This window comes from Bradyrhizobium macuxiense (genome assembly GCF_007993935.1).
In the GTDB taxonomy this organism is placed as follows: Bacteria; Pseudomonadota; Alphaproteobacteria; order Rhizobiales; family Xanthobacteraceae; genus Bradyrhizobium; species Bradyrhizobium macuxiense_A.
Genome location: NZ_VITY01000001.1, coordinates 454,673 through 473,168, shown reverse-complemented (window position 1 = coordinate 473,168; position 18,496 = coordinate 454,673). Strand labels below are relative to the sequence as shown.

Below are 18,496 nucleotides of genomic sequence, written 5' to 3'. Positions count from 1 at the left end.
CCCGCCCGGCGAAGATGTTACGCGAAGGCATCAATCAGGGGAGGAACATCGTGGGACTGCTCGTCATGATCCTGGGTCTCGTGCTGTTCCTCGGCATCCATGTGCTGACCAGCCTGCGCGATCTGCGCGCCGGCCTGGTCAAGGCGATGGGCGAGGGGGTCTACAAGGGCGTCTATTCGCTGGTCTCGTTCGCGGGCCTTGCGCTGATCATCTGGGGCTTCGGCCACTACCGCGCGACCGGCTGGATCGACATCTGGACGCCGCCGACCGCCTTCAAGCACATCACGGTGGCCTTGATGCTGCCCGCCGTCATCCTCGTCGTCGCCTCCTATATCCGCGGCCGCATCTACACCACGCTGAAGCATCCGATGCTGGCGGGCGTGAAGCTGTGGGCGTTCGCGCATCTGCTCGCCAATGGCGACCTCGGCTCGATCATCCTGTTCGGCTCGTTCCTGGCTTGGGCGGTCTATGACCGCATTTCGCTGAAGCGCCGCAGCGATGCCGGTGCGCCGCCGATCCCGGTGGGCGGCCCGACCAACGACCTGATCGCGATCGCGGTCGGTGTCGTCGTCTATCTGGCGCTTGCGTTTGCGTTCCACCCGGTCGTGATCGGCGTGCCTGTCATGGGAGCCTGACTATGTCTGTTCAATCCGCCATCAAGCGCAAGACCGCGCCCGATCTGCGCGCCCGCAAGAACGGCGAGCCGATCGTGATGCTGACCTCGTATCACGCGCACACCGCCGCGCTGGTCGACCGGCACTGCGACGCCATCCTGGTCGGCGATTCCCTCGGCAACGTGATGCACGGTTTCGAGACCACCGTGCCGGTCACGCTCGACATGATGATCCTGCAGGGCCGCGCTGTCATGCGCGGCTCGCAGGCCGCGCTCGTCGTGGTCGACATGCCGTTCGGTTCCTATGAAGGCTCGAAGGAGCAGGCGTTCCAGTCCGCGGTGCGGATCATGAAGGAAACGCTGTGCGGCGCGGTCAAGCTCGAGGGCGGCGCGCGGATGGCGGAGACGGTGGCGTTCCTGTCGGAGCGCGGCATTCCGGTGATGGGCCATATCGGCCTGACGCCGCAATCGATCAACACGCTCGGTTCGTTCCGCGCGCAGGGCCGCGAGGAGGAGAACTGGGCGCCGATCGAGAACGACGCGAAGGCGATCGCGGAAGCGGGCGCTTTCTCGATTGTGGTCGAGGCGGTCGCCGAACCGCTGGCGCGCAAGATCACGCAGTCGATCGCCGTGCCGACGATCGGCATCGGCGCAAGTGCTGCCTGCGACGGCCAGGTGCTGGTGCTGGAGGACATGCTCGGCCTGTCGCCGCGCGCGCCGAAATTCGTCCGCCGCTACGGCAATCTCGGCCCGGCGATCGAGGAGGCGGTCGCGGGTTATGCCCGCGATGTGAAGAGCCGCGCCTTCCCGGGGCCTGAGCACGTCTACGGGATGAAGAAGAGCTGACGAGGCACGCATGGACTGGTCGCAACACGCACTGCCGCTCATGCGGCTCGAGCCGCGCTTCGGCGACCGCGTCGTGCCGGCATTCGCCGAGCGGCCGGCCAGCCTGTGGGCGATGATCGCGGACGCCGTCGCAGAGAACGGCGACGGCGAGGCGCTGGTCTGCGGCGCGACGCGCCTGTCCTGGCGCGAGGTCGCGGAGCAATCGGCGAAGGTCGCGGCGGGCTTTTCAAAACTCGGCCTTGCGCCCGGCGACCGCGTTGCGATCCTGCTCGGCAACCGCACCGAATTCGTGCTGACGATGTTCGCCGCTGCGCATGCGGGACTCGTCACCGTGCTGCTTTCGACGCGCCAGCAGAAGCCCGAGATCGCCTATGTGCTGAACGATTGCGGCGCCAAGTGCCTGGTCCACGAGTCAACGCTTGCCGACCGCATCCCCGACGCCGCCGATATTCCAGCCGTTGCGCATCGCATCTCCGTCAGCGACGACAGCGCGTCCCAATTCGCCGCATTGCGCGACAATGCGCCGGCCCAGGCGCCGGCGGAGGTGAGGGAAGAGGACACCGCGATGATCCTCTACACCTCAGGCACCACGGGCCGGCCGAAGGGCGCGATGCTCGCCCATTGCAACATCATCCACTCCTCGATGGTGTTCGCATCCTGCCTCAAGCTGACGAAAGCCGATCGCTCGATCGCCGCGGTGCCGCTCGCGCACGTCACCGGCGCGGTCGCCAACGTCACCACCATGGCCCGCTGCGCCGGCGCGCTGATCATCATGCCGGAGTTCAAGGCGTCGGAATATCTGAAGGTCGCCGCGCGCGAGCGCGTCAGCTACACGGTGATGGTGCCGGCGATGTACAATCTCTGCCTGATGCAGCCGGATTTCGACAGCTACGATCTGTCGAGCTGGCGCATCGGCGGTTTCGGCGGCGCGCCGATGCCGGTTGCGACCATCGAAAAGCTCGACGCCAAGATCCCCGGACTGAAGCTCGCCAATTGCTACGGCGCGACCGAAACCACCTCGCCCTCGACCCTGATGCCGGGCGAACTCACGGCCTCCCATATCGACAGCGTCGGCCTGCCGTGTCCCGGCGCCGAGATCGTCGTGATGGGCGCCGATGGCCGCGAGGTGCCGCGCGGCGAGATCGGCGAACTCTGGATCCGCAGCGCCTCCGTCATCAAGGGCTACTGGAACAATCCAAGGGCGACCGCGGAGAGCTTCACCGCCGGGTTCTGGCACTCCGGCGATCTCGGTTCGATCGACGCCGACAATTTCGTTCGCGTGTTCGATCGCCAGAAGGACATGATCAACCGCGGCGGGCTGAAGATCTATTCCGCCGAGGTCGAGTCCGTGCTGGCGGGCCACCCGGCCGTGGTCGAGAGCGCGATCATCGCAAAGCCGTGCCCGGTGCTCGGCGAGCGCGTGCACGCCGTGATCGTGACCCGTAATGACGTCAATGCGGAGAGCCTGCGCGCCTGGTGCGCCGAGCGGCTGTCGGATTACAAGGTGCCGGAGACCATGGCGCTGACATCAGACCCGCTGCCGCGCAATGCCAATGGCAAGGTGATCAAGCGCCAGCTGCGGGAGAGCCTGTCGGCCGGGGCCTGAGGCGGGGAAGGACAAACTTCCCCGGTTAACGCTTTGATCCGCCTCGCTTTGCCTTGCCTCCGCCACACCGTTAGGGTAACGCCGCCGCGATGTGGGGATCGGGTAGGGGCCAGGCTCCACCGAGATTCGCGGTCCCGAGGGGATGGGATAGCTTTAAGTGTCTGAATTATTTGACGAAGTAGACGAGGAAGTCCGTCGCGATCAGCTCAAGAAGCTGTGGGACAAGTACTCGATCTTTATCATCGCGCTAGCGGTCCTGGTGGTCGCCGGCGTCGGTGGCTGGCGCGGCTACCAATATCTCGAGGCCAAGAAGGCCGCCGAGGCCGGTGCGGCGTTCGACCGCGCCGTCGAGCTGTCGGACCAAAGCAAGCACGCCGAGGCTGAGGCCGCCTTTGCCGATCTGATCACCAAGGCGCCGTCCGGGTACCGCAATCTGGCGCGGCTGCGCATGGCCGCCGAGGTCGCGACCCGCGATCAGCCCGCCGCCGCGAAGCTCTATGACGAGATCGCAGCCGACCGCAGCGTCAATGGTCCCGACCAGGACCTGGCACGGATTCGTGCCGCGCAGATCGTGATGGACACCACGACCTATCCGAACATGCAGCAACGGCTCGAGGCGATGGCGACGTCGAAGGATTCGACGTTCCGCCATTCCGCGCGCGAGTTGCTGGCGCTGTCGGCGTGGCACGCCAACGATGCCACCGCCGCGCGCAAGTGGCTCGACCAGATTGCCAATGACGGCGAGACGCCGCCGAGCATGCGCTCGCGCGCCGAAGCGCTGCAGGCACTGTTGCCGCCGGTCGCCAAAAGCTGACTTGAGGGCTGAATTGGCGCGAAACCCGAGTTTGAGTGAGAGATCGACCATGCGCCGCTCGCAACGCCTGATCGCAGCCGCAGTTCTGACCGCGCTTTGCAGCGCGCTGGCCGGCTGCGGCGGTGGCGGCATGGCCAATTTCGACCCCAGCGATTTGCTCGACTTCCTCGACACCAAGAAGAAACTGCAGGGCGACCGCAAGCCGGTCTTCCCTGAAGGCGTGCCCGGCCTTGAGCAGGGCGTGCCGAAGGAATTGTACAAGGGCTCGCAGCAGGAGCAGCTCGACCAGCAGAACGCCGCGGCGGCAGCTGCCGCCCAGCCGGCTCCGCCGCCCGAGCCGCCGAAGGGCGCCAAGAAGCACAGCAAGCGCACCGCGCCGGCCGCGGACCAGGCGGCCGCCCCCGACGCCGCAACCGAGGAGGGCGCGCCCGCCGCGGTGCCGCCTGAGCCGAAGCCGAAGAAGATCGTCCGCCGCCGCACCACGGCGCCGCCGGCCGACGACCAGCAGGCGCAGCCTGCGGCACCGGCCCAGCAGCAGACCCAGACCACGCAACAATCCGGCGGCGCGTTCCCCGCGCCGCTACCGAGCGGCGGATTTAGCCGCTAAGGCATGATCCGGAAAAGTGCGAAGCGGTTTTCCGAAAAGATCATGCTAAAACAAGAATCTAGAGCGCGATGACGGTTCAACCCAATCGCGTCGCGCGCTAGGCTCCTGCTTCAATTCATTGACGTGCGTCGTGCCGCGGCGCCGGGATCATCCATGTCTTTTACCATCGCCATTATCGGCCGGCCCAATGTCGGAAAGTCGACGCTGTTCAACCGCCTGGTCGGCCAGAAGCTCGCGCTGGTCGATGACGAGCCCGGCGTCACGCGTGACCGCCGCGAGGGCCAGGCCAAGCTCTACGACCTCGACTTCACCATCATCGACACCGCGGGGCTCGACGAGGGCGCCAAGGGCTCGCTGACGGCGCGGATGCAGGAGCAGACCGAAACCGCGATCGAGCTCGCCGACGCCCTGATGTTCGTGATCGATGCCCGCGTCGGCCTGACGCCGACCGACCGCGCCTTCGCCGACTTCGCCCGCAAGGCCAACAAGCCGGTGGTGCTGGTCGCCAACAAGGCCGAGGGCAAGCATGGCGAGATCGGGGCGATGGAATCTTACGCGCTCGGCCTCGGCGATCCCGTGCAGATCTCGGCCGAGCATGGCGAGGGCATGGGCGACCTCCACGAGGCGCTGAGCGCGCTGGTGCCCGAGACGTCAGATGAAGATGACGAGATCGAGGACGACGAGGACATCTCCGAGGAGGAGGCCGCGCAGCGCCCGATCCGCGTCGCCATCGTCGGCCGCCCCAACGCCGGCAAGTCGACGCTGATCAATCATCTGCTCGGCGAGGAGCGGCTGCTGACCAGTCCCGAGGCCGGCACCACGCGCGATTCCATCGCGGTCGAGATCACCTGGCAGGGCCGCCAGTTCCGGGTGTTCGATACCGCCGGCCTGCGCCGCCGCTCGCGGATCGAGGAGAAGCTGGAAAAGCTCTCGGTCGCCGACGCGCTGCGCGCGGTGCGCTTCGCTGAGGTCGTGGTCATGATGATGGACGCGCAGAACAAGTTCGAGGAGCAGGACCTGCGGATCGCGGACCTGATCGAGCGCGAGGGCCGTGCGATCGTGCTCGCGGTCAACAAATGGGACCTCGTCGAGCGCAAGCCGAACCAGATATCGCAGCTGCGCACCGATGCCGATCACTGGCTGCCGCAGGTCAAGGGTGCGCCGATCGTCGCTGTCTCCGGCCTGATGGGCGAGGGCATCGACCGGTTGATGACGGCGATCCAGGAAGCCTATGCGGTCTGGAACCGGCGCCTGCCGACCTCGGCGCTCAATCGCTGGTTCGAGCAGGCGATCCAGGCCAACCCGCCGCCGGCGGTCTCGGGACGCCGGCTGAAGCTGAACTACATCACGCAGGTGAAGGCGCGGCCGCCGAGCTTCGTGCTGTTCTGCTCGCGCGCCGACGCGATCCCGCGATCCTATCTGCGCTATCTCATCAACTCGCTGCGCGAGACCTTCGATCTGCCGGGCACGCCCATTCGTATTACGCTGAGAGAAAAGGCAAATCCGTTTGCTCACAAGCGCAAACGGCCGTCATGAGTGAAGCGGCGGGGACTAACGCTACCGCGCCATCGGCGCGCAGCGGCGCGGTGATCTTCATCTTCGTCACGCTGCTGCTCGACATGTTGGCGCTCGGGATCATCATCCCGATCCTCCCAAAATTGATCGAAGGCTTCGTCAACAACGACACCGCCAATGCGGCGCGTATCTTCGGCGTGTTCGGCTCGATCTGGGCATTGATGCAGTTCGTCTGCTCGCCGATCCTGGGCGCGTTGTCCGATCGCTTCGGCCGCCGGCCGGTGGTGCTGCTGTCGAATTTCGGCCTTTCCGCCGACTATGTGCTGATGGCGCTGGCGCCGAACCTGATCTGGCTGTTCATCGGGCGGGCGATCTCCGGCATCACCTCGTCGAGCATCTCGACCGTGTTCGCCTACATCGCCGACGTCACCGCGCCGGAGCAGCGCGCCGCGATGTTCGGCAAGATCGGCGTCGCGTTCGGCGCAGGCTTCATCATGGGGCCGGCGCTGGGCGGCCTGCTCGGCGAGATCGATCCGCGGCTGCCGTTCTGGGCGGCGGCGGGGCTGAGCTTCGTCAACGGACTCTACGGCCTGTTCATCCTGCCGGAATCGCTGCCGGCGGAGCGGCGCGCGCCGTTCAAATGGAAGAGCGCCAATCCGATCGGCGCGCTGCAATTCCTGCGTTCGAACCCGACACTCGCCGGCCTGTCGCTCGCGACTTTCTTCGGCCAGCTCGCGCATGTCGTGCTGCCCTCGGTGTTCGTGCTCTACGCCACCCATCGCTACGGCTGGGACACCGGCACCGTCGGCGCGACGCTGGCGCTGGTCGGGCTCTGCGGCATGGTCGTGCAGGGCGCGGCGATCGGCCCGATCGTCAAGCTGCTCGGCGAGCGCAACGCGCTGTTCCTCGGCCTGGTCTGCGGCGCCTTGGGCTTCGTGATCTTCGGCGCGGCGCCGACTGGCCAGCTGTTCTGGATCGGCATTCCCGTGATGGCGCTGTGGGGCATTTCCGGCGCCGCGACCCAGGCATTGACGACGCAGCTCGTCGCCGCAGACCAGCAGGGCCAGTTGCAGGGCGCGACCTCGAGCGTGCAGAGCATGTCGGAATTGATCGGCCCGTTCCTGTTCACGCTGACGTTTGCCTATTTCATCGGCGACAACGCGCCGCTGAAGATGCCCGGCGCGCCGTTCTATCTGGCCGGCGCGCTCTTGCTGCTCGCGCTCGCCATCGCCGCGCGGGCGACGGCGGCGAAGACGACTGCGTAGGGTGGGTTAGCGAAGCGTAACCCACCGACTTGCTTACCGCGGAAACAATGGCGGGTTACGGCTTCGCCTAACCCACCCTACAATTCTAGTCCGTCGCCGGCACCGAATGGTGTTCGTGCGTGATGCGCCAATCGCCGTCGACCTTACGCAGTCCGATCGTCAGCCGGAACTGGAACGTGGCGTCGGGCGGGCCGCAACGCATCACCATCACCGCGAAAGCCACGTCGTCGCCGGCCGTGATCGCGATCTCTTCGATATTGAAGGCGTGAGAGGGACGGTAACAGCTGTAGAACAGGTCCCACGTCTTCCTGTACTCATCCAATCCGCGCGACTGCAACGGCGGAGGTACGTCGAACATCACGATGTCCTGATCGTGATGGGCGAGAACGCCGGGATAGTCCTGTCTGCGGACGGCGTCCGCCCAGGCGTCGATCAGTGACCTGATTTCGGCTTCCGCCGTTTGTTTCTGCTGTGTCATCGCTCGCATGCTCCGGGTGTTGGCTGGATCGATGCCTCGAGGACGAACGTGGGTGCGCCTGTCCGACACGCGCCCGACGGCCGCTTCAATGACGATTGCGTTATTTTGCCTATTTACAAACCATCCGGTTGGTTTGTATAGGTGATGACGACTGAAGAGGCGTGCCTCGCTCCGGGGCCGCTCTGCCAGGAGGAGCATGGTGAACGACGCGGCCGCCGATACCTGCGATGAACTGACGTGCTTCAGCGACGCACAGGCGGCGTTGCTGACGGCGCGCAGCCTCGTCTATCTGACCGACCTGAAACTCGATGGCGGCAGGCACGGCACGATCGTCGCCGCCAGCTATGCCGATGCGCAGTCTGTCGCCCGCGCGCGCGGGCGAGGGGAACGGGTGATCGGCCGGATCGCCCACGGTTTCCTGCACGGCCTGCGCCGCCGGCTCCGGAAAGTCTACGGCAGCGAAGGCGCTTGCGCGTGAGCGACTAGCATGCACCACCCGAAGCCGGCGCCGGCATTTCGGGCACATCGTTCGCGTTGCGTGGCCGAAACGGATGCCGCGCTTGAGATTGACCAAGGCCGCTGAGATACTGTGCTCACGCGACTCCTTCCTGAGTAAGTCATCCCATGGACAATCCTTCCCGCTCGGAACGCTCCCGCACCGCCGCGCTCGACGCCGCGATCACCATCGTGACGCGCGATGGTCCCGGGCGCCTGACGCTGGATGCGATCGCGCGCGAGAGCGGTCTCAGCAAGGGCGGCGTGATGCATCAGTTCCGCACCAAGGAGGCGGTGCTGCGCGCTCTGCTCGAGCAGCAGATGGCCTATTTCGAGGCGTTCTCGAACCGCTACCTCGAGAAGGCGCGCGAGACCACGGACCAGCCGGAGCTGGCGGCGCAGATCGCAACGCTGCGTGAGGCGATCTCGACGCCGAGGTCGGGGGCGTTTGCACTGCTGGCCGCGATGAACGAGAATCCGGAATTGATGGCCATGCCGCGCGATGTCGACATCGAGAAGGTCGCGCGCATGAAGGCCGAGGCGCGCGATCCGGATCTTGCGCTGCTGCGCTGGGCGGCGGCGCGGGGACTGCTGTTGAGCTCGCTGTTCGGTCTGTCGTCGCTGACCGATGCCGAGCGCGATCGGCTGTTCGAGCGGTTGCTCGACGACGGCAAATGGACGGCGATGGAGCAGGGCGCGCCGGCGGCCGCAAAGCCGTCCAGGGCCGCGGCGGCGCGCGGGGCATCGGCGTCGCGGGCCACAAAGTCGGCATCGGCCCGCAAGCGAAGCTGAAGCGCCTGCGCTGCCCGCAAACACAACGCCGCCCAAGCGGAATATGATCGCTTGGCGGCGTTGGATCGGCACCGGGCCCCTGAAATCCCCCGGCGGCTGCTGCCGTACCACAAGAGATATCTCGGGTTTGTGACAACGCCCGGCCGTCATTCGCGGTGCGACCTCACAAGTCTTCACGACACTTCGACCGCCGAATTTTTTTCGTCGCGGTTCCTGCGATTGCAACTTTACAAACCGCCTGGTCGGTTTTATAGATGGTCGCACTGAGGCAAGGTCTGGCGGCGCGCTCACAGCGAGCCAGATCGGCAGTGACGGCCGCAGCCGTAACTTTAGCCCCGGACGCGGCTGCGGCCGAGCTGCTCTTCCGCTTCAAGGTCGGATGAGGAGATTGGAATGGAGAGCTCGATCGCCGTGCGCGGTCTGGGAGCGATGGCGCTTTGCGTCCTCGCCGGAGGATGTGCCGCCGTCACGCCGGTGGCTTATTCGGAGGTGGCCTCATCGGCCTACATGACGCCTGACACGTCGGATTCCTCAGGCCGCGTGCCGTATCGCTATGCCCCGCCGGTCGACTGGCGGAGCTACAACAAGGTGATGCTCGATCCGGTCGTGATCTATCGCGGCGCCGATCATCAGTTCGGCAACATGTCCGAGAAGGACAAGGAGACGCTCGCCGCCTACATGCAGACCCGATTCGCCGACAAATTGCGCGGCCGCTTCACGCTGGTGAATGCGCGCGGGCCCAATACGTTCCGCGTGCGGCTGACGTTGACTGGCGCGGTCGCCAACACGCCGGTGCTCGGCACGCTGTCGCGCTTCGATATGGCCGGCGCGATCTACAACGGCGTGCAGGCCGCGCGCGACGGCGAGGGCACGATGACGGGCTCGGTGATCTATGCCGTCGAGATGTTCGACAGTTCGACCGCACGCCTGCTCGGTGCCTACGTCAGCAAGCAGTATCCCAACGCCTACGACATCAAGGCCAGCGTCGGCGATCTCGCCGCCGCCACCACCGGCATCGACAAGGGTGCCGATGCCTTCATGGCACAACTGAAGTGAGGCGCGTCGCGCACGTCCTGCAAATCATCTGACACTGAAAGGTCCTGGACAATGAACTTTCTGGTTCGCATGTTTCTGCGCAGCCTCGTCGCCGCCTTGCTGATGAGCTCGACCGGCCGCGCCGAGACGATCCCCGCCGATCCCAGCGGCACCTGGCTGACCGAAAACGGACAGGCCCGCATCCGCCTCGAGCGCTGCGGCAGCGCGCGCGACCGCATCTGCGGCTTCATCGTGTGGATGAAGGATCCGCTCGATCCACGCGGCCAGCCGCTCCGCGACAGCCTCAATTCCGATCCCGAGAAGCGAACGCGCGCGCTGCTCGGCCATCAGCTGATCCTCGGATTGAAGCTGTCGCCGGAGGGCCGGTTCGACGGCGACATCTACAACGCCGAGGACGGCAAGTCCTATTCGGTCTCGCTGTGGCGCGACAAATCCGACCGGCTGAAGCTGAAGGGATGTCTGATGAAGTTCTTGTGCCAGACCCAGACCTGGACGCAAACGCTCGACGTGCAGCCCGGACAGCTCGTCGGCCTGACCGGCGACGTCGGCGGCCCGCGCGCCGACCGGGAATGGGCCTCGCTGCCGCCGCCGGCGCGGAAGGCGGCGGCGAAGTGATGAAGCGTCGGGTGGGTTAGCTCGCTGTGGACGTCATTGCGAGGAGCGAAGCGACGAAGCAATCCATCGTGCCGCGTTTGCGGTGCTATGGATTGCTTCGCTTCGCTCGCAATGACGCAGGAATGGTGCGCTTCTTATTTCTTCACCAGCGGACAATCGCTGGCCTCGAGCGGCTTGGCGGCGTCTTCCGGCGAGATGGTGGCGATCAGCTTGTAATAGTCCCACGGATATTTGGACTCTTCCGGCTTCTTCACCTCGAACAGATAGGCCGGGATGATGCGGCGGCCGTCGATCCGCAGCGGACCCTTGCCGAACAGCGGATCGTCGGTCGGGATCTCCTTCATCTTGGCGACGACCTTGGCGCCGTCATGCGGATTGCCGCCCATCGCGTCGAGCGCCTTCAGGTAATGCAGCACGCCGGCATAGACGCCGGCCACCGTCATCGAGGGCATCGAGCCCTTCGGCGAGACCTTCTGGAAGCGCTTCGACCAGGCGCGGGTCTGGTCGTTCATGTCCCAGTAGAACGACTCGGTGAAGGTGAGGCCCTGCGCGATCTTGAGGCCCAGCGCGTGCACGTCGTTGACGAACAGCAGCAGCGCCGCGAGCTTCTGTCCGCCCGCGGTGATGCCGAATTCGGACGCCTGCTTGATCGCGTTGGTGGTGTCGCCGCCGGCATTGGCGAGGCCGATGATCTTGGCCTTGGAAGCCTGCGCCTGCAGCAGGAACGAGGAGAAGTCGGCGGTGTTAAGCGGGTGCTTGACGCCGCCGAGCACCTTGCCGCCGTTGGCGGTGACGACCGCCGAGGTGTCGCGCTCGAGCGCATGGCCGAAGGCGTAGTCGGCGGTGAGGAAGAACCAGCTGTCGCCGCCGGCCTTGGTCAGCGCCTTGCCGGTGCCGTTGGCGAGCATGTAGGTGTCGAACGTGTAGGAGATCGTGTTGGCGTTGCAGGCCTTGCCGGTGAGGTCGGCGGTCGCAGCCCCCGAGTTGAGCACGATCGAGTTCTTCTCCTTGGCGAGGTTGCTCACCGCCAGCGCAACGCCGGAGTTCGGCGTGTCTGTGATGATGTCGACCTTCTCGTTGTCGATCCAGTTGCGCGCGATGTTGACGCCGACGTCGGGCTTGTTCTGGTGATCGCCGCTGACCACCTCGATCTTCCAGCCCTTGGCGCGCAGGCCGGAATCTTCCACCGCCATGTTGGCCGCGGCGACCGAGTTCGGGCCGCCGATGTCGGCGTAGAGCCCCGACATGTCGTTCAGCACGCCGATCTTGACGTTCTTGTCCTGCGCAAAGGCAGGGGTAGCAAGGCCGAGTGCAGCGCAAGCGAGAAGCACGGCATGGCGCCGTGCGAGCGTCGTCGTCATCAGACATTCCCTCCACTGTGATTATTTCCGGACGGCCCTCTTGCGGAGCCTTGTGCCGGTCGTTCGAGTTCCCGCTTACCCTGTCCGGGTGGATGCGGCAATCCGCATAAAGCCGAATGAACTACGTCGAAGCGTCATCCCGCCGTCATGCTTATTTGAGCGCGTCCGAGGTCAGCTTGAACTTCTGGATCCGCTTGCCCTCGACCTCGCCGGTGTAGACATTGCCCTTCTGGTCGACCGCCATGACGTGCAGCAGCGCGAACTGTCCGGCATTGCGGCCGCTATGGCCGAAGGTGCCGACCACTGAACCGTCGTCGCGCTTGAGTACGCGGATCTCGTTGTTGGCGCCGTCTGCGTTGAGCAGATAGGTCTGCTTCGGATCGGGCCACAGCGCGAGATCGAACACCGCGCCGTCGCCGCGGGTGTTCTTCTCGTAGAACCATTCCCTGACGAAGGTGCCGTTCTTCTGGAACACCTGGATGCGGTCCTGGCTGCGGTCGCAGACATAGACCAGCCCGTCATTGGCGATCTTGATGCAATGCACGGGGTTGCCGAACTGCTCCTGCACCGCGGCGCTTGGATCATAAGGCGGTTGCTTGTCGTCGGTGGGCAGCTTGCCATAGCCGCCCCAGTGCCGCTTGTAGGCCAGCGTGGTGGCGTCGAACACAATGACGCGTCGGTTGCCGTAGCCGTCGGCGATGTAGAGCTCGTTGGCCGCCTGGTCGATCGCCATCTCGGCGGGGCGGCCGAGCTGGGTGGTGTCGTTGCTGTTGGTGCGGGCTGCGATTTTGCCGATCTGGCCGAGATACTTGCCGTCGAGCGAGAACTTCAGGATTTCGCTGTCGTCATCGGCATTGCCGCCGATCCAGACGAAGCCGCGCTCGTCGACCTCGATGCCATGCTCGCGGCCGACCCATTGATAGCCGTCGCCGGGGCCGCCCCAGGCGCGCAGCAGATTACCGTCGACATCGAATTCGAGCACCGGCGGCGCCGCCACGCAGCATTTCGCGCGCGGCGGGGTTAGGCTCGCGGCCTTCTCGCCGTCGGTCAGCGAGCGCGGGCGGTGGACCACCCAGATGTGCCCCTGCCAGTCGACGGTGATGCCGCCGACCTGGCCGATGATCCAGTTGTTGGGAAGCTGCTTCGGCCAGGACGGATCGACCGCGAAGGTCGGGACGTCACCGGCCCTGACGGGCGCTGGCTGAATAAAAAGGGCGGATGATGCGATGCCGGCGGAGAGAAACAATCCAGTGAGAATGGAGCGCGCGCGATTGAACGTCGGCGTCATGATGCCTCCCGAGCTTCTTCTTGGCGGGCGTCCCGCTGGGAGCGCAGTCAATCGTGGGGCGGGGGACGAGTCAACGGGTACCGCCGTCATTGCGAGCCCAGCGAAGCAATCCATCTTTCCGCTCGCACGGAGGCATGGATTGCTTCGTCGCTTGCGCTCCTCGCAATGACGGGCAGTTGCGTAGCCCGGATGAAGCGCAGCGCAATCCGGGATAAGTCTCACTGCGGAGAGGCCGACCCCGGATTTCGCTGCGCTTCATCCGGGCTACGGGTCTTGATCGCTGGAGAGAGGACTGCCCCTTAAACCGGCGGCTGAAACGTCCGCAGCGTGCGCGCCTTGTAGTCGTAGAGCTTGCCGGTCTCGGTCCAGTCCGGCGCACACATCGGCACGATGAATTCGGCGGCCATGTCGGGCGTATCCAGCGTCATCGGGTCTTCGCCGGGAAACACCTGGGCGCGCATCCGGGTGCGGATCGGGCCGGGGCTGAACAGATTGACGCGCAGCGGCGTGTTGGCGGTCTCATTGGCCCAGGAGCGCACCAGTGCGTCCAGCGCGGCCTTCGAGGCCGCATAGGGGCCGAGATAGGCGCTGGCCTTGTGCGCCACGCCTGAGGTCACGAACACCGCGCGGCCGGCATCGGACTGGCGCAGCAGCGGGTCCATGCAGCGGATCAGCTGGAAGTTCGCGGTGACGTTGATCGCCATCACGTCGTTCCACGGCTTCAGCTCGATATGGCCGAGCGGCGAGGACGGGCCCGCGGTGCCGGCATTGCCGACGAGGATGTCGAGCTTGCCATGGCGCTCATGCAGCGCGAGCCCGAGCCGCGCGATGCCCTCGTAGTCGGTGAGCGAGAGCGGCACCAGCGTGGCGCTGCCGCCGTGCTTGCGGATCTCGTCGTCGAGTTCTTCCAGCCCGCCTTGCGTGCGCGCCACCGCCACGACATGCGCGCCGGCCTTGGCGAGCGCGATCGATGTCGCGTAGCCGATGCCGCGCGAGGCGCCGGTCACGAGGGCAATGCGGGAGGCGAGGGGTTTTGTCATAAGCGTAACTCTATCGTGGTCGTCCCTGCGAAAGCAGGGACCCATACGCCGCGGCGGTCGTGTTGTGCGAAAGTGTTCGTAACCGATGCAGCCCGAAAAAACGAGGGCCGGTGGTTATGCATCCCTGCTCCCGTGCGCAATTGCGCACTAGGCAGGGACGACAGTGAGGATGTGGTCAGCTCGCCTCCGCCAGCAGCGAGAGCTGGCGCGGCGAGGGCTCGGTCTCGCTCTGGTCGGTGAGATGGGTCGGATAGGCGCCGGTGAAGCAATGGTCGGCGAATTTCGGGCTGGCGGGATCGCGTCCCTCATAGCCCATCGCGCGGTACATGCCGTCGATCGACAGGAAGGCGAGCGAGTCGGCACCGATGATGTCGCGCATCTCCTCGAGCGAATGGGTCGCTGCCAGCAGGCCGCCGCGATCGGGCAGGTCGATGCCATAATAGTCGGGATAGAGGATCGGCGGCGAGGCGAGGCGGAAATGCACCTCGCGGGCGCCGGCGTCGCGCATCATGCGCACGATCTTCTTCGAGGTGGTGCCGCGCACCAGACTGTCATCGATCAGGATGATGCGCTTGCCCTCGATCGCGGCGCGGTTGGCCGAGTGCTTCATGCGCACGCCGAGCTCGCGCACGGTCTGGGTCGGCTGGATGAAGGTGCGGCCGACATAGTGGTTGCGGATGATGCCAAGCTCGAACGGCACGCCGGAGTACTGGCTGTAGCCGACCGCGGCGGGCACGCCGGAATCCGGCACCGGCACCACGACGTCGACCTCGGGATGGCTCTCGCGGGCGAGCTGGGCGCCGAACGCCTTGCGCACGTCGTAGACCGAGCGGCCGCCGACGATCGAATCCGGCCGGGCGAAATAGATGTATTCGAAGATGCAGGGCCGGGCGGGCTTCGGCGGGAACGGCTTGTGGCTGTGCGCCCCGCGCTCGTCGAACACGATGATCTCGCCGGGCTCGATGTCGCGGACATATTTGGCGCCGATCATGTCGAGCGCGCAGGTCTCCGAGGTCAGGATCGGATGGCCGTCGAGATCGCCGAGCACCAGCGGGCGAATGCCGAGCGGGTCGCGTGCGCCGACCAGCTTCTTGTTGGTCAGCGCGACCAGCGCATAGGCGCCCTCGATGGTGCGCAGCGCCTCGATGAAACGGTCGATGAAGCGGGTGCGCTTCGACTGCGCGACGAGATGCAGGATCACCTCGGTGTCGGTGGTCGACTGCATCATGGCGCCGCCCTTGACCAGCTCGCGGCGCAGGGTGAGGCCATTGGTGAGGTTGCCGTTGTGGCCGACCGCAAAGCCGCCGGCGCTGAGCTCGGCGAACAGCGGCTGCACGTTGCGCAGGATGGTGCCGCCGGTCGTGGAGTAGCGGACATGGCCGACCGCGGCATTGCCCGGCAGGCGCTCGATCACTTCGCGGCGGGAGAATGCGTCGCCGACCAGGCCGAGGCGGCGTTCACTGTGAAAGCGCCCGCCGTCGAAAGAGACGATGCCGGCGGCTTCCTGGCCGCGGTGTTGCAAAGCGTGCAGGCCGAGCGCGGTGATCGCGGCGGCCTCGGAGTGGCCGAAGACGCCGAACACGCCGCATTCCTCGCGGAGCGTGTCGCCATCTAGGTCGGGGTGGTACCGGAGATCGTCTTCCCGGAGATGTTCCTGCAATTCCGTCGGGCCGAGGTCGAGATCCATCTGGTCGGCGTGATCGGAAGGGGTTTGCATCTCGTTCATCGCCTCTCGTAAGGGCCCAAATAAGTTATCGGCCCGCGGGTTTCTCGATCAGCTTTTTCAAGCCGTCACGCGCAGGTTTGCTATAGCCATCACCCGACGCCGGCGTCGCCTGATCGTTGGTATCGGCCGCAGAATCGTCGTCTGGCTTATTCTTCTTGAACTTCTTTAAGATGGTGTTCTCGGGGTCGTCAGGCAAGAGCGACATCAGCCAATCCCCGGTTCCCTGCAGCACCACCCGGGACTTCGCGCCGGTCACCCAATCGGGCCGCTGCTTGTCCGGAACCAGCCAGGTGAAGAACATGAACGCCACGACCACGATCAGCAGGCCGCGGGCGAGCCCGAACAGGAAACCGAGGGTGCGGTCGAGCGCGCCGATCCGGGAATCCAGGATCATGTCCGAGATCCGCACCGTGATCACCGAGACCACGATCAGCGTGCCGATGAAGGTGCCGGCCACCACCACGACGGCCGCGACGGTGTCGTTATTGAAGTAAGTTTTGGCGGTCGGCAGCAGCTTGGAGAAAGCATACAGCGTGACCAGCGCGGCGGCGCCCCAGGCCGCGATCGACAGGATTTCGCGCATGAAGCCGCGTACCATGGCAAGCAGGCCCGAAATCAGCATCACGCCGAGCAGGACGAGATCGAGGATCGTTATGGGCATCGGCTGGTCAGGTCCGCTGGTACGTTTCGGTACGCTGTTAAGGGCTTACGCTGTTAAGGCTCTCGCGAATCGGCGTCTCGGTGCCGTCCTAACTGAGGCGCATCGGGGGCATCCGGCAAGGCCGCAACACCACCTGTCCCGCGCGGCGGATGTATAGCGGCGGGGGGCTGCGACGTCACGCCTGCTTTAGCTCGTCTCACGACGGAATCGGGCCGGTGTGGCATTTTTCTCAGCCGCATCAGTGCCCCTCGAGCCGCTTTGGTCGCCGCCCGGCTCGCGCCGGCCGCCTCTGGGCGTCCCGCGTGCCGCAATTTCCGCGACCAGCGTGGTCAGATTACCGACGCTGTTGAGGGCAAGCCCCGCATCGCCGCCACCATCGCCGCGGGCCGATTCGGGCAGAATGGCGCGGCCGAAGCCGAGCTTGAGGGCCTCCTTGAGCCGGGCCGGGGTCTGTGCGACGGGGCGGATCGCGCCCGACAGCGAAATCTCGCCGAAATAGACCGCATCCGTCGGCAACGGCGCATTGACCAGCGAGGAGACCAGCGCGGCGGCAGCGGCGAGGTCCGCGGCCGGCTCCTGGATCCGCAGGCCGCCCGCGACATTCAGATAGACGTCATGTCCGGACAATTTGACGCCGCAATGCGCTTCCAGCACCGCCAGCACCATCGACAGCCGGCTCGGGTCCCAGCCGACCACGGCGCGCCGCGGCGTGCCGAGCGAGGTCGGCGCCACCAGCGCCTGCAATTCGACCAGCACGGGGCGGGTGCCCTCGATGCCGGCGAACACGGCCGTGCCGGGGCTGCCGAGCTCGCGCTCGGAGAGGAACAATTCGGAGGGGTTGGTGACTTCGCGCAGGCCGAGCCCGGTCATCTCGAACACGCCGATCTCGTCGGTCGCGCCAAAACGGTTCTTCACTGAGCGAAGGATGCGGAACTGCTGCGAACCTTCGCCCTCGAACGACAGCACCGCATCGACCATGTGCTCGACCACGCGGGGACCCGCGATCTGGCCGTCCTTGGTGACATGGCCGACCAAGATGATCGCGGCACCGGTCTTCTTGGCGAAGCGAATCAGCGCCTGTGCCGAGGCGCGGACCTGGGTCACGGTGCCCGGCGCGGATTCCACCGTGTCGGTCCACATGGTCTGGATCGAATCGATCACGATCAGCCGCGGCACCGCGCCTTCCGACAGCGTCGAGACGATGTCCTCGACCGAGGTCTCGGACGCGAGCTGCACCGGCGCATCCGCGAGCCCGAGCCGCTCGGCGCGCAGCCGCACCTGCGCGACCGCTTCTTCGCCTGAAATATAGACCGCGCGGTGGCCGGCGCGCGCCATCATGGAGGTGGCCTGGGTCAGCAGCGTGGATTTGCCGATGCCGGGATCGCCGCCGACCAGCAGCACCGAGCCGCGGACGAAGCCGCCGCCGGTGACGCGGTCGAGCTCGGTCATGCCCGACGACAGCCGCGGCGCGTCCTGGGTCTTGCCGGACAGCGATTCCAGCGCGAACGTCCGTCCCTTGCGCTTGCTGCGGATCGAGACCGGCACCGAGCCCGTTGTGTCTTCCTCGGCCAGCGTGTTCCACTCGCCGCAGGAGTCGCATTTGCCCTGCCAGCGATTATACGCCGCGCCGCAGTTCTGGCAGACGAAGGAGAGGGTGGATTTGGCCATGGGGGAGAGCTCGATTCCGTAACCCCTCCATAGCACGGATCAAGCGCCGC

At 65.9% G+C, this 18,496-nt stretch carries 18 protein-coding genes; 11 read left to right on the top strand and 7 right to left on the bottom strand.

Annotated elements, in window-relative coordinates:
• Positions 1-50: 50 nt before the first annotated feature.
• The 7 genes from FBZ93_RS02280 to FBZ93_RS02250 all read left to right on the top strand — a co-directional run bounded on the left by FBZ93_RS02280 (position 51) and on the right by FBZ93_RS02250 (position 7,266).
• Positions 51-635, top strand: coding sequence for an NnrU family protein (locus tag FBZ93_RS02280; RefSeq protein ID WP_146984355.1), 585 nt, complete (start codon positions 51-53; stop codon positions 633-635).
• 2 nt (positions 636-637) lie between these two features.
• Positions 638-1,459 carry a 3-methyl-2-oxobutanoate hydroxymethyltransferase gene (gene panB / locus FBZ93_RS02275; protein ID WP_146984354.1) on the top strand — a complete coding sequence of 274 codons (822 nt, stop codon included), beginning with the start codon at positions 638-640 and terminating at the stop codon, positions 1,457-1,459.
• A gap of 10 nt (positions 1,460-1,469) precedes the next feature.
• Positions 1,470-3,065: a class I adenylate-forming enzyme family protein gene (locus FBZ93_RS02270; protein ID WP_146984353.1), complete on the top strand. Its 1,596-nt coding sequence runs from the start codon at positions 1,470-1,472 to the stop codon at positions 3,063-3,065.
• Positions 3,066-3,222: 157 nt separating this feature from the next.
• Entirely contained in the window at positions 3,223-3,879 is a 657-nt protein-coding gene (locus FBZ93_RS02265; RefSeq protein WP_146984352.1) for a tetratricopeptide repeat protein, read from the top strand.
• Positions 3,880-3,928: 49 nt separating this feature from the next.
• Entirely contained in the window at positions 3,929-4,486 is a 558-nt protein-coding gene (locus FBZ93_RS02260) for a hypothetical protein (protein ID WP_146984351.1), read from the top strand.
• A gap of 153 nt (positions 4,487-4,639) precedes the next feature.
• A complete protein-coding gene (der, locus tag FBZ93_RS02255) occupies positions 4,640-6,022 on the top strand; it encodes a ribosome biogenesis GTPase Der (RefSeq protein WP_146984350.1) in 1,383 nt (460 codons plus the stop codon).
• Positions 6,019-7,266 (top strand): TCR/Tet family MFS transporter, encoded by a 1,248-nt coding sequence (locus FBZ93_RS02250; RefSeq protein ID WP_146984349.1) that lies wholly within the window; start codon positions 6,019-6,021, stop codon positions 7,264-7,266. Before der ends, FBZ93_RS02250 begins: the two co-directional genes overlap by 4 nt.
• Before the next feature lie 85 nt (positions 7,267-7,351).
• Here the strand turns inward: FBZ93_RS02250 and FBZ93_RS02245 are convergent, their stop codons facing one another.
• Positions 7,352-7,744, bottom strand: a complete 393-nt coding sequence (locus FBZ93_RS02245; protein ID WP_167528878.1) for a YybH family protein — start codon at positions 7,742-7,744, stop codon at positions 7,352-7,354.
• Between the two features lie 199 nt (positions 7,745-7,943).
• Between FBZ93_RS02245 and FBZ93_RS02240 the strand changes: the two genes are divergently transcribed.
• The 4 genes from FBZ93_RS02240 to FBZ93_RS02225 all read left to right on the top strand — a co-directional run bounded on the left by FBZ93_RS02240 (position 7,944) and on the right by FBZ93_RS02225 (position 10,702).
• Entirely contained in the window at positions 7,944-8,222 is a 279-nt protein-coding gene (locus tag FBZ93_RS02240; RefSeq protein ID WP_146984348.1) for a hypothetical protein, read from the top strand.
• 146 nt (positions 8,223-8,368) lie between these two features.
• On the top strand, positions 8,369-9,031 hold the full coding sequence (locus FBZ93_RS02235) for a TetR/AcrR family transcriptional regulator (protein WP_146984347.1): 663 nt from the start codon (positions 8,369-8,371) through the stop codon (positions 9,029-9,031).
• Between the two features lie 393 nt (positions 9,032-9,424).
• Entirely contained in the window at positions 9,425-10,087 is a 663-nt protein-coding gene (locus tag FBZ93_RS02230; protein WP_146984346.1) for a DUF3313 domain-containing protein, read from the top strand.
• A gap of 51 nt (positions 10,088-10,138) precedes the next feature.
• Positions 10,139-10,702 carry a DUF2147 domain-containing protein gene (locus tag FBZ93_RS02225; protein ID WP_146984345.1) on the top strand — a complete coding sequence of 188 codons (564 nt, stop codon included), beginning with the start codon at positions 10,139-10,141 and terminating at the stop codon, positions 10,700-10,702.
• A 134-nt stretch (positions 10,703-10,836) separates the two neighbouring features.
• On the opposite strand, the gene FBZ93_RS02220 is transcribed toward FBZ93_RS02225, so the two are convergent.
• The 6 genes from FBZ93_RS02220 to radA all read right to left on the bottom strand — a co-directional run bounded on the left by FBZ93_RS02220 (position 10,837) and on the right by radA (position 18,446).
• Entirely contained in the window at positions 10,837-12,063 is a 1,227-nt protein-coding gene (locus tag FBZ93_RS02220; protein WP_146984344.1) for an ABC transporter substrate-binding protein, read from the bottom strand.
• Between the two features lie 151 nt (positions 12,064-12,214).
• The gene (locus FBZ93_RS02215; RefSeq protein WP_146984343.1) at positions 12,215-13,351 is read right to left on the bottom strand and encodes a hypothetical protein; all 1,137 of its coding nucleotides are present in this window, start codon (positions 13,349-13,351) and stop codon (positions 12,215-12,217) included.
• Between the two features lie 299 nt (positions 13,352-13,650).
• Positions 13,651-14,391, bottom strand: coding sequence for an SDR family NAD(P)-dependent oxidoreductase (locus FBZ93_RS02210; protein ID WP_146984342.1), 741 nt, complete (start codon positions 14,389-14,391; stop codon positions 13,651-13,653).
• Positions 14,392-14,566: 175 nt separating this feature from the next.
• On the bottom strand, positions 14,567-16,108 hold the full coding sequence (gene purF, locus FBZ93_RS02205) for an amidophosphoribosyltransferase (protein ID WP_433995377.1): 1,542 nt from the start codon (positions 16,106-16,108) through the stop codon (positions 14,567-14,569).
• Between the two features lie 34 nt (positions 16,109-16,142).
• Positions 16,143-16,778 (bottom strand): CvpA family protein, encoded by a 636-nt coding sequence (locus FBZ93_RS02200; protein WP_146984341.1) that lies wholly within the window; start codon positions 16,776-16,778, stop codon positions 16,143-16,145.
• 186 nt (positions 16,779-16,964) lie between these two features.
• Positions 16,965-18,446 (bottom strand): DNA repair protein RadA, encoded by a 1,482-nt coding sequence (radA, locus tag FBZ93_RS02195; RefSeq protein ID WP_074126199.1) that lies wholly within the window; start codon positions 18,444-18,446, stop codon positions 16,965-16,967.
• Positions 18,447-18,496 lie beyond the last annotated feature (50 nt).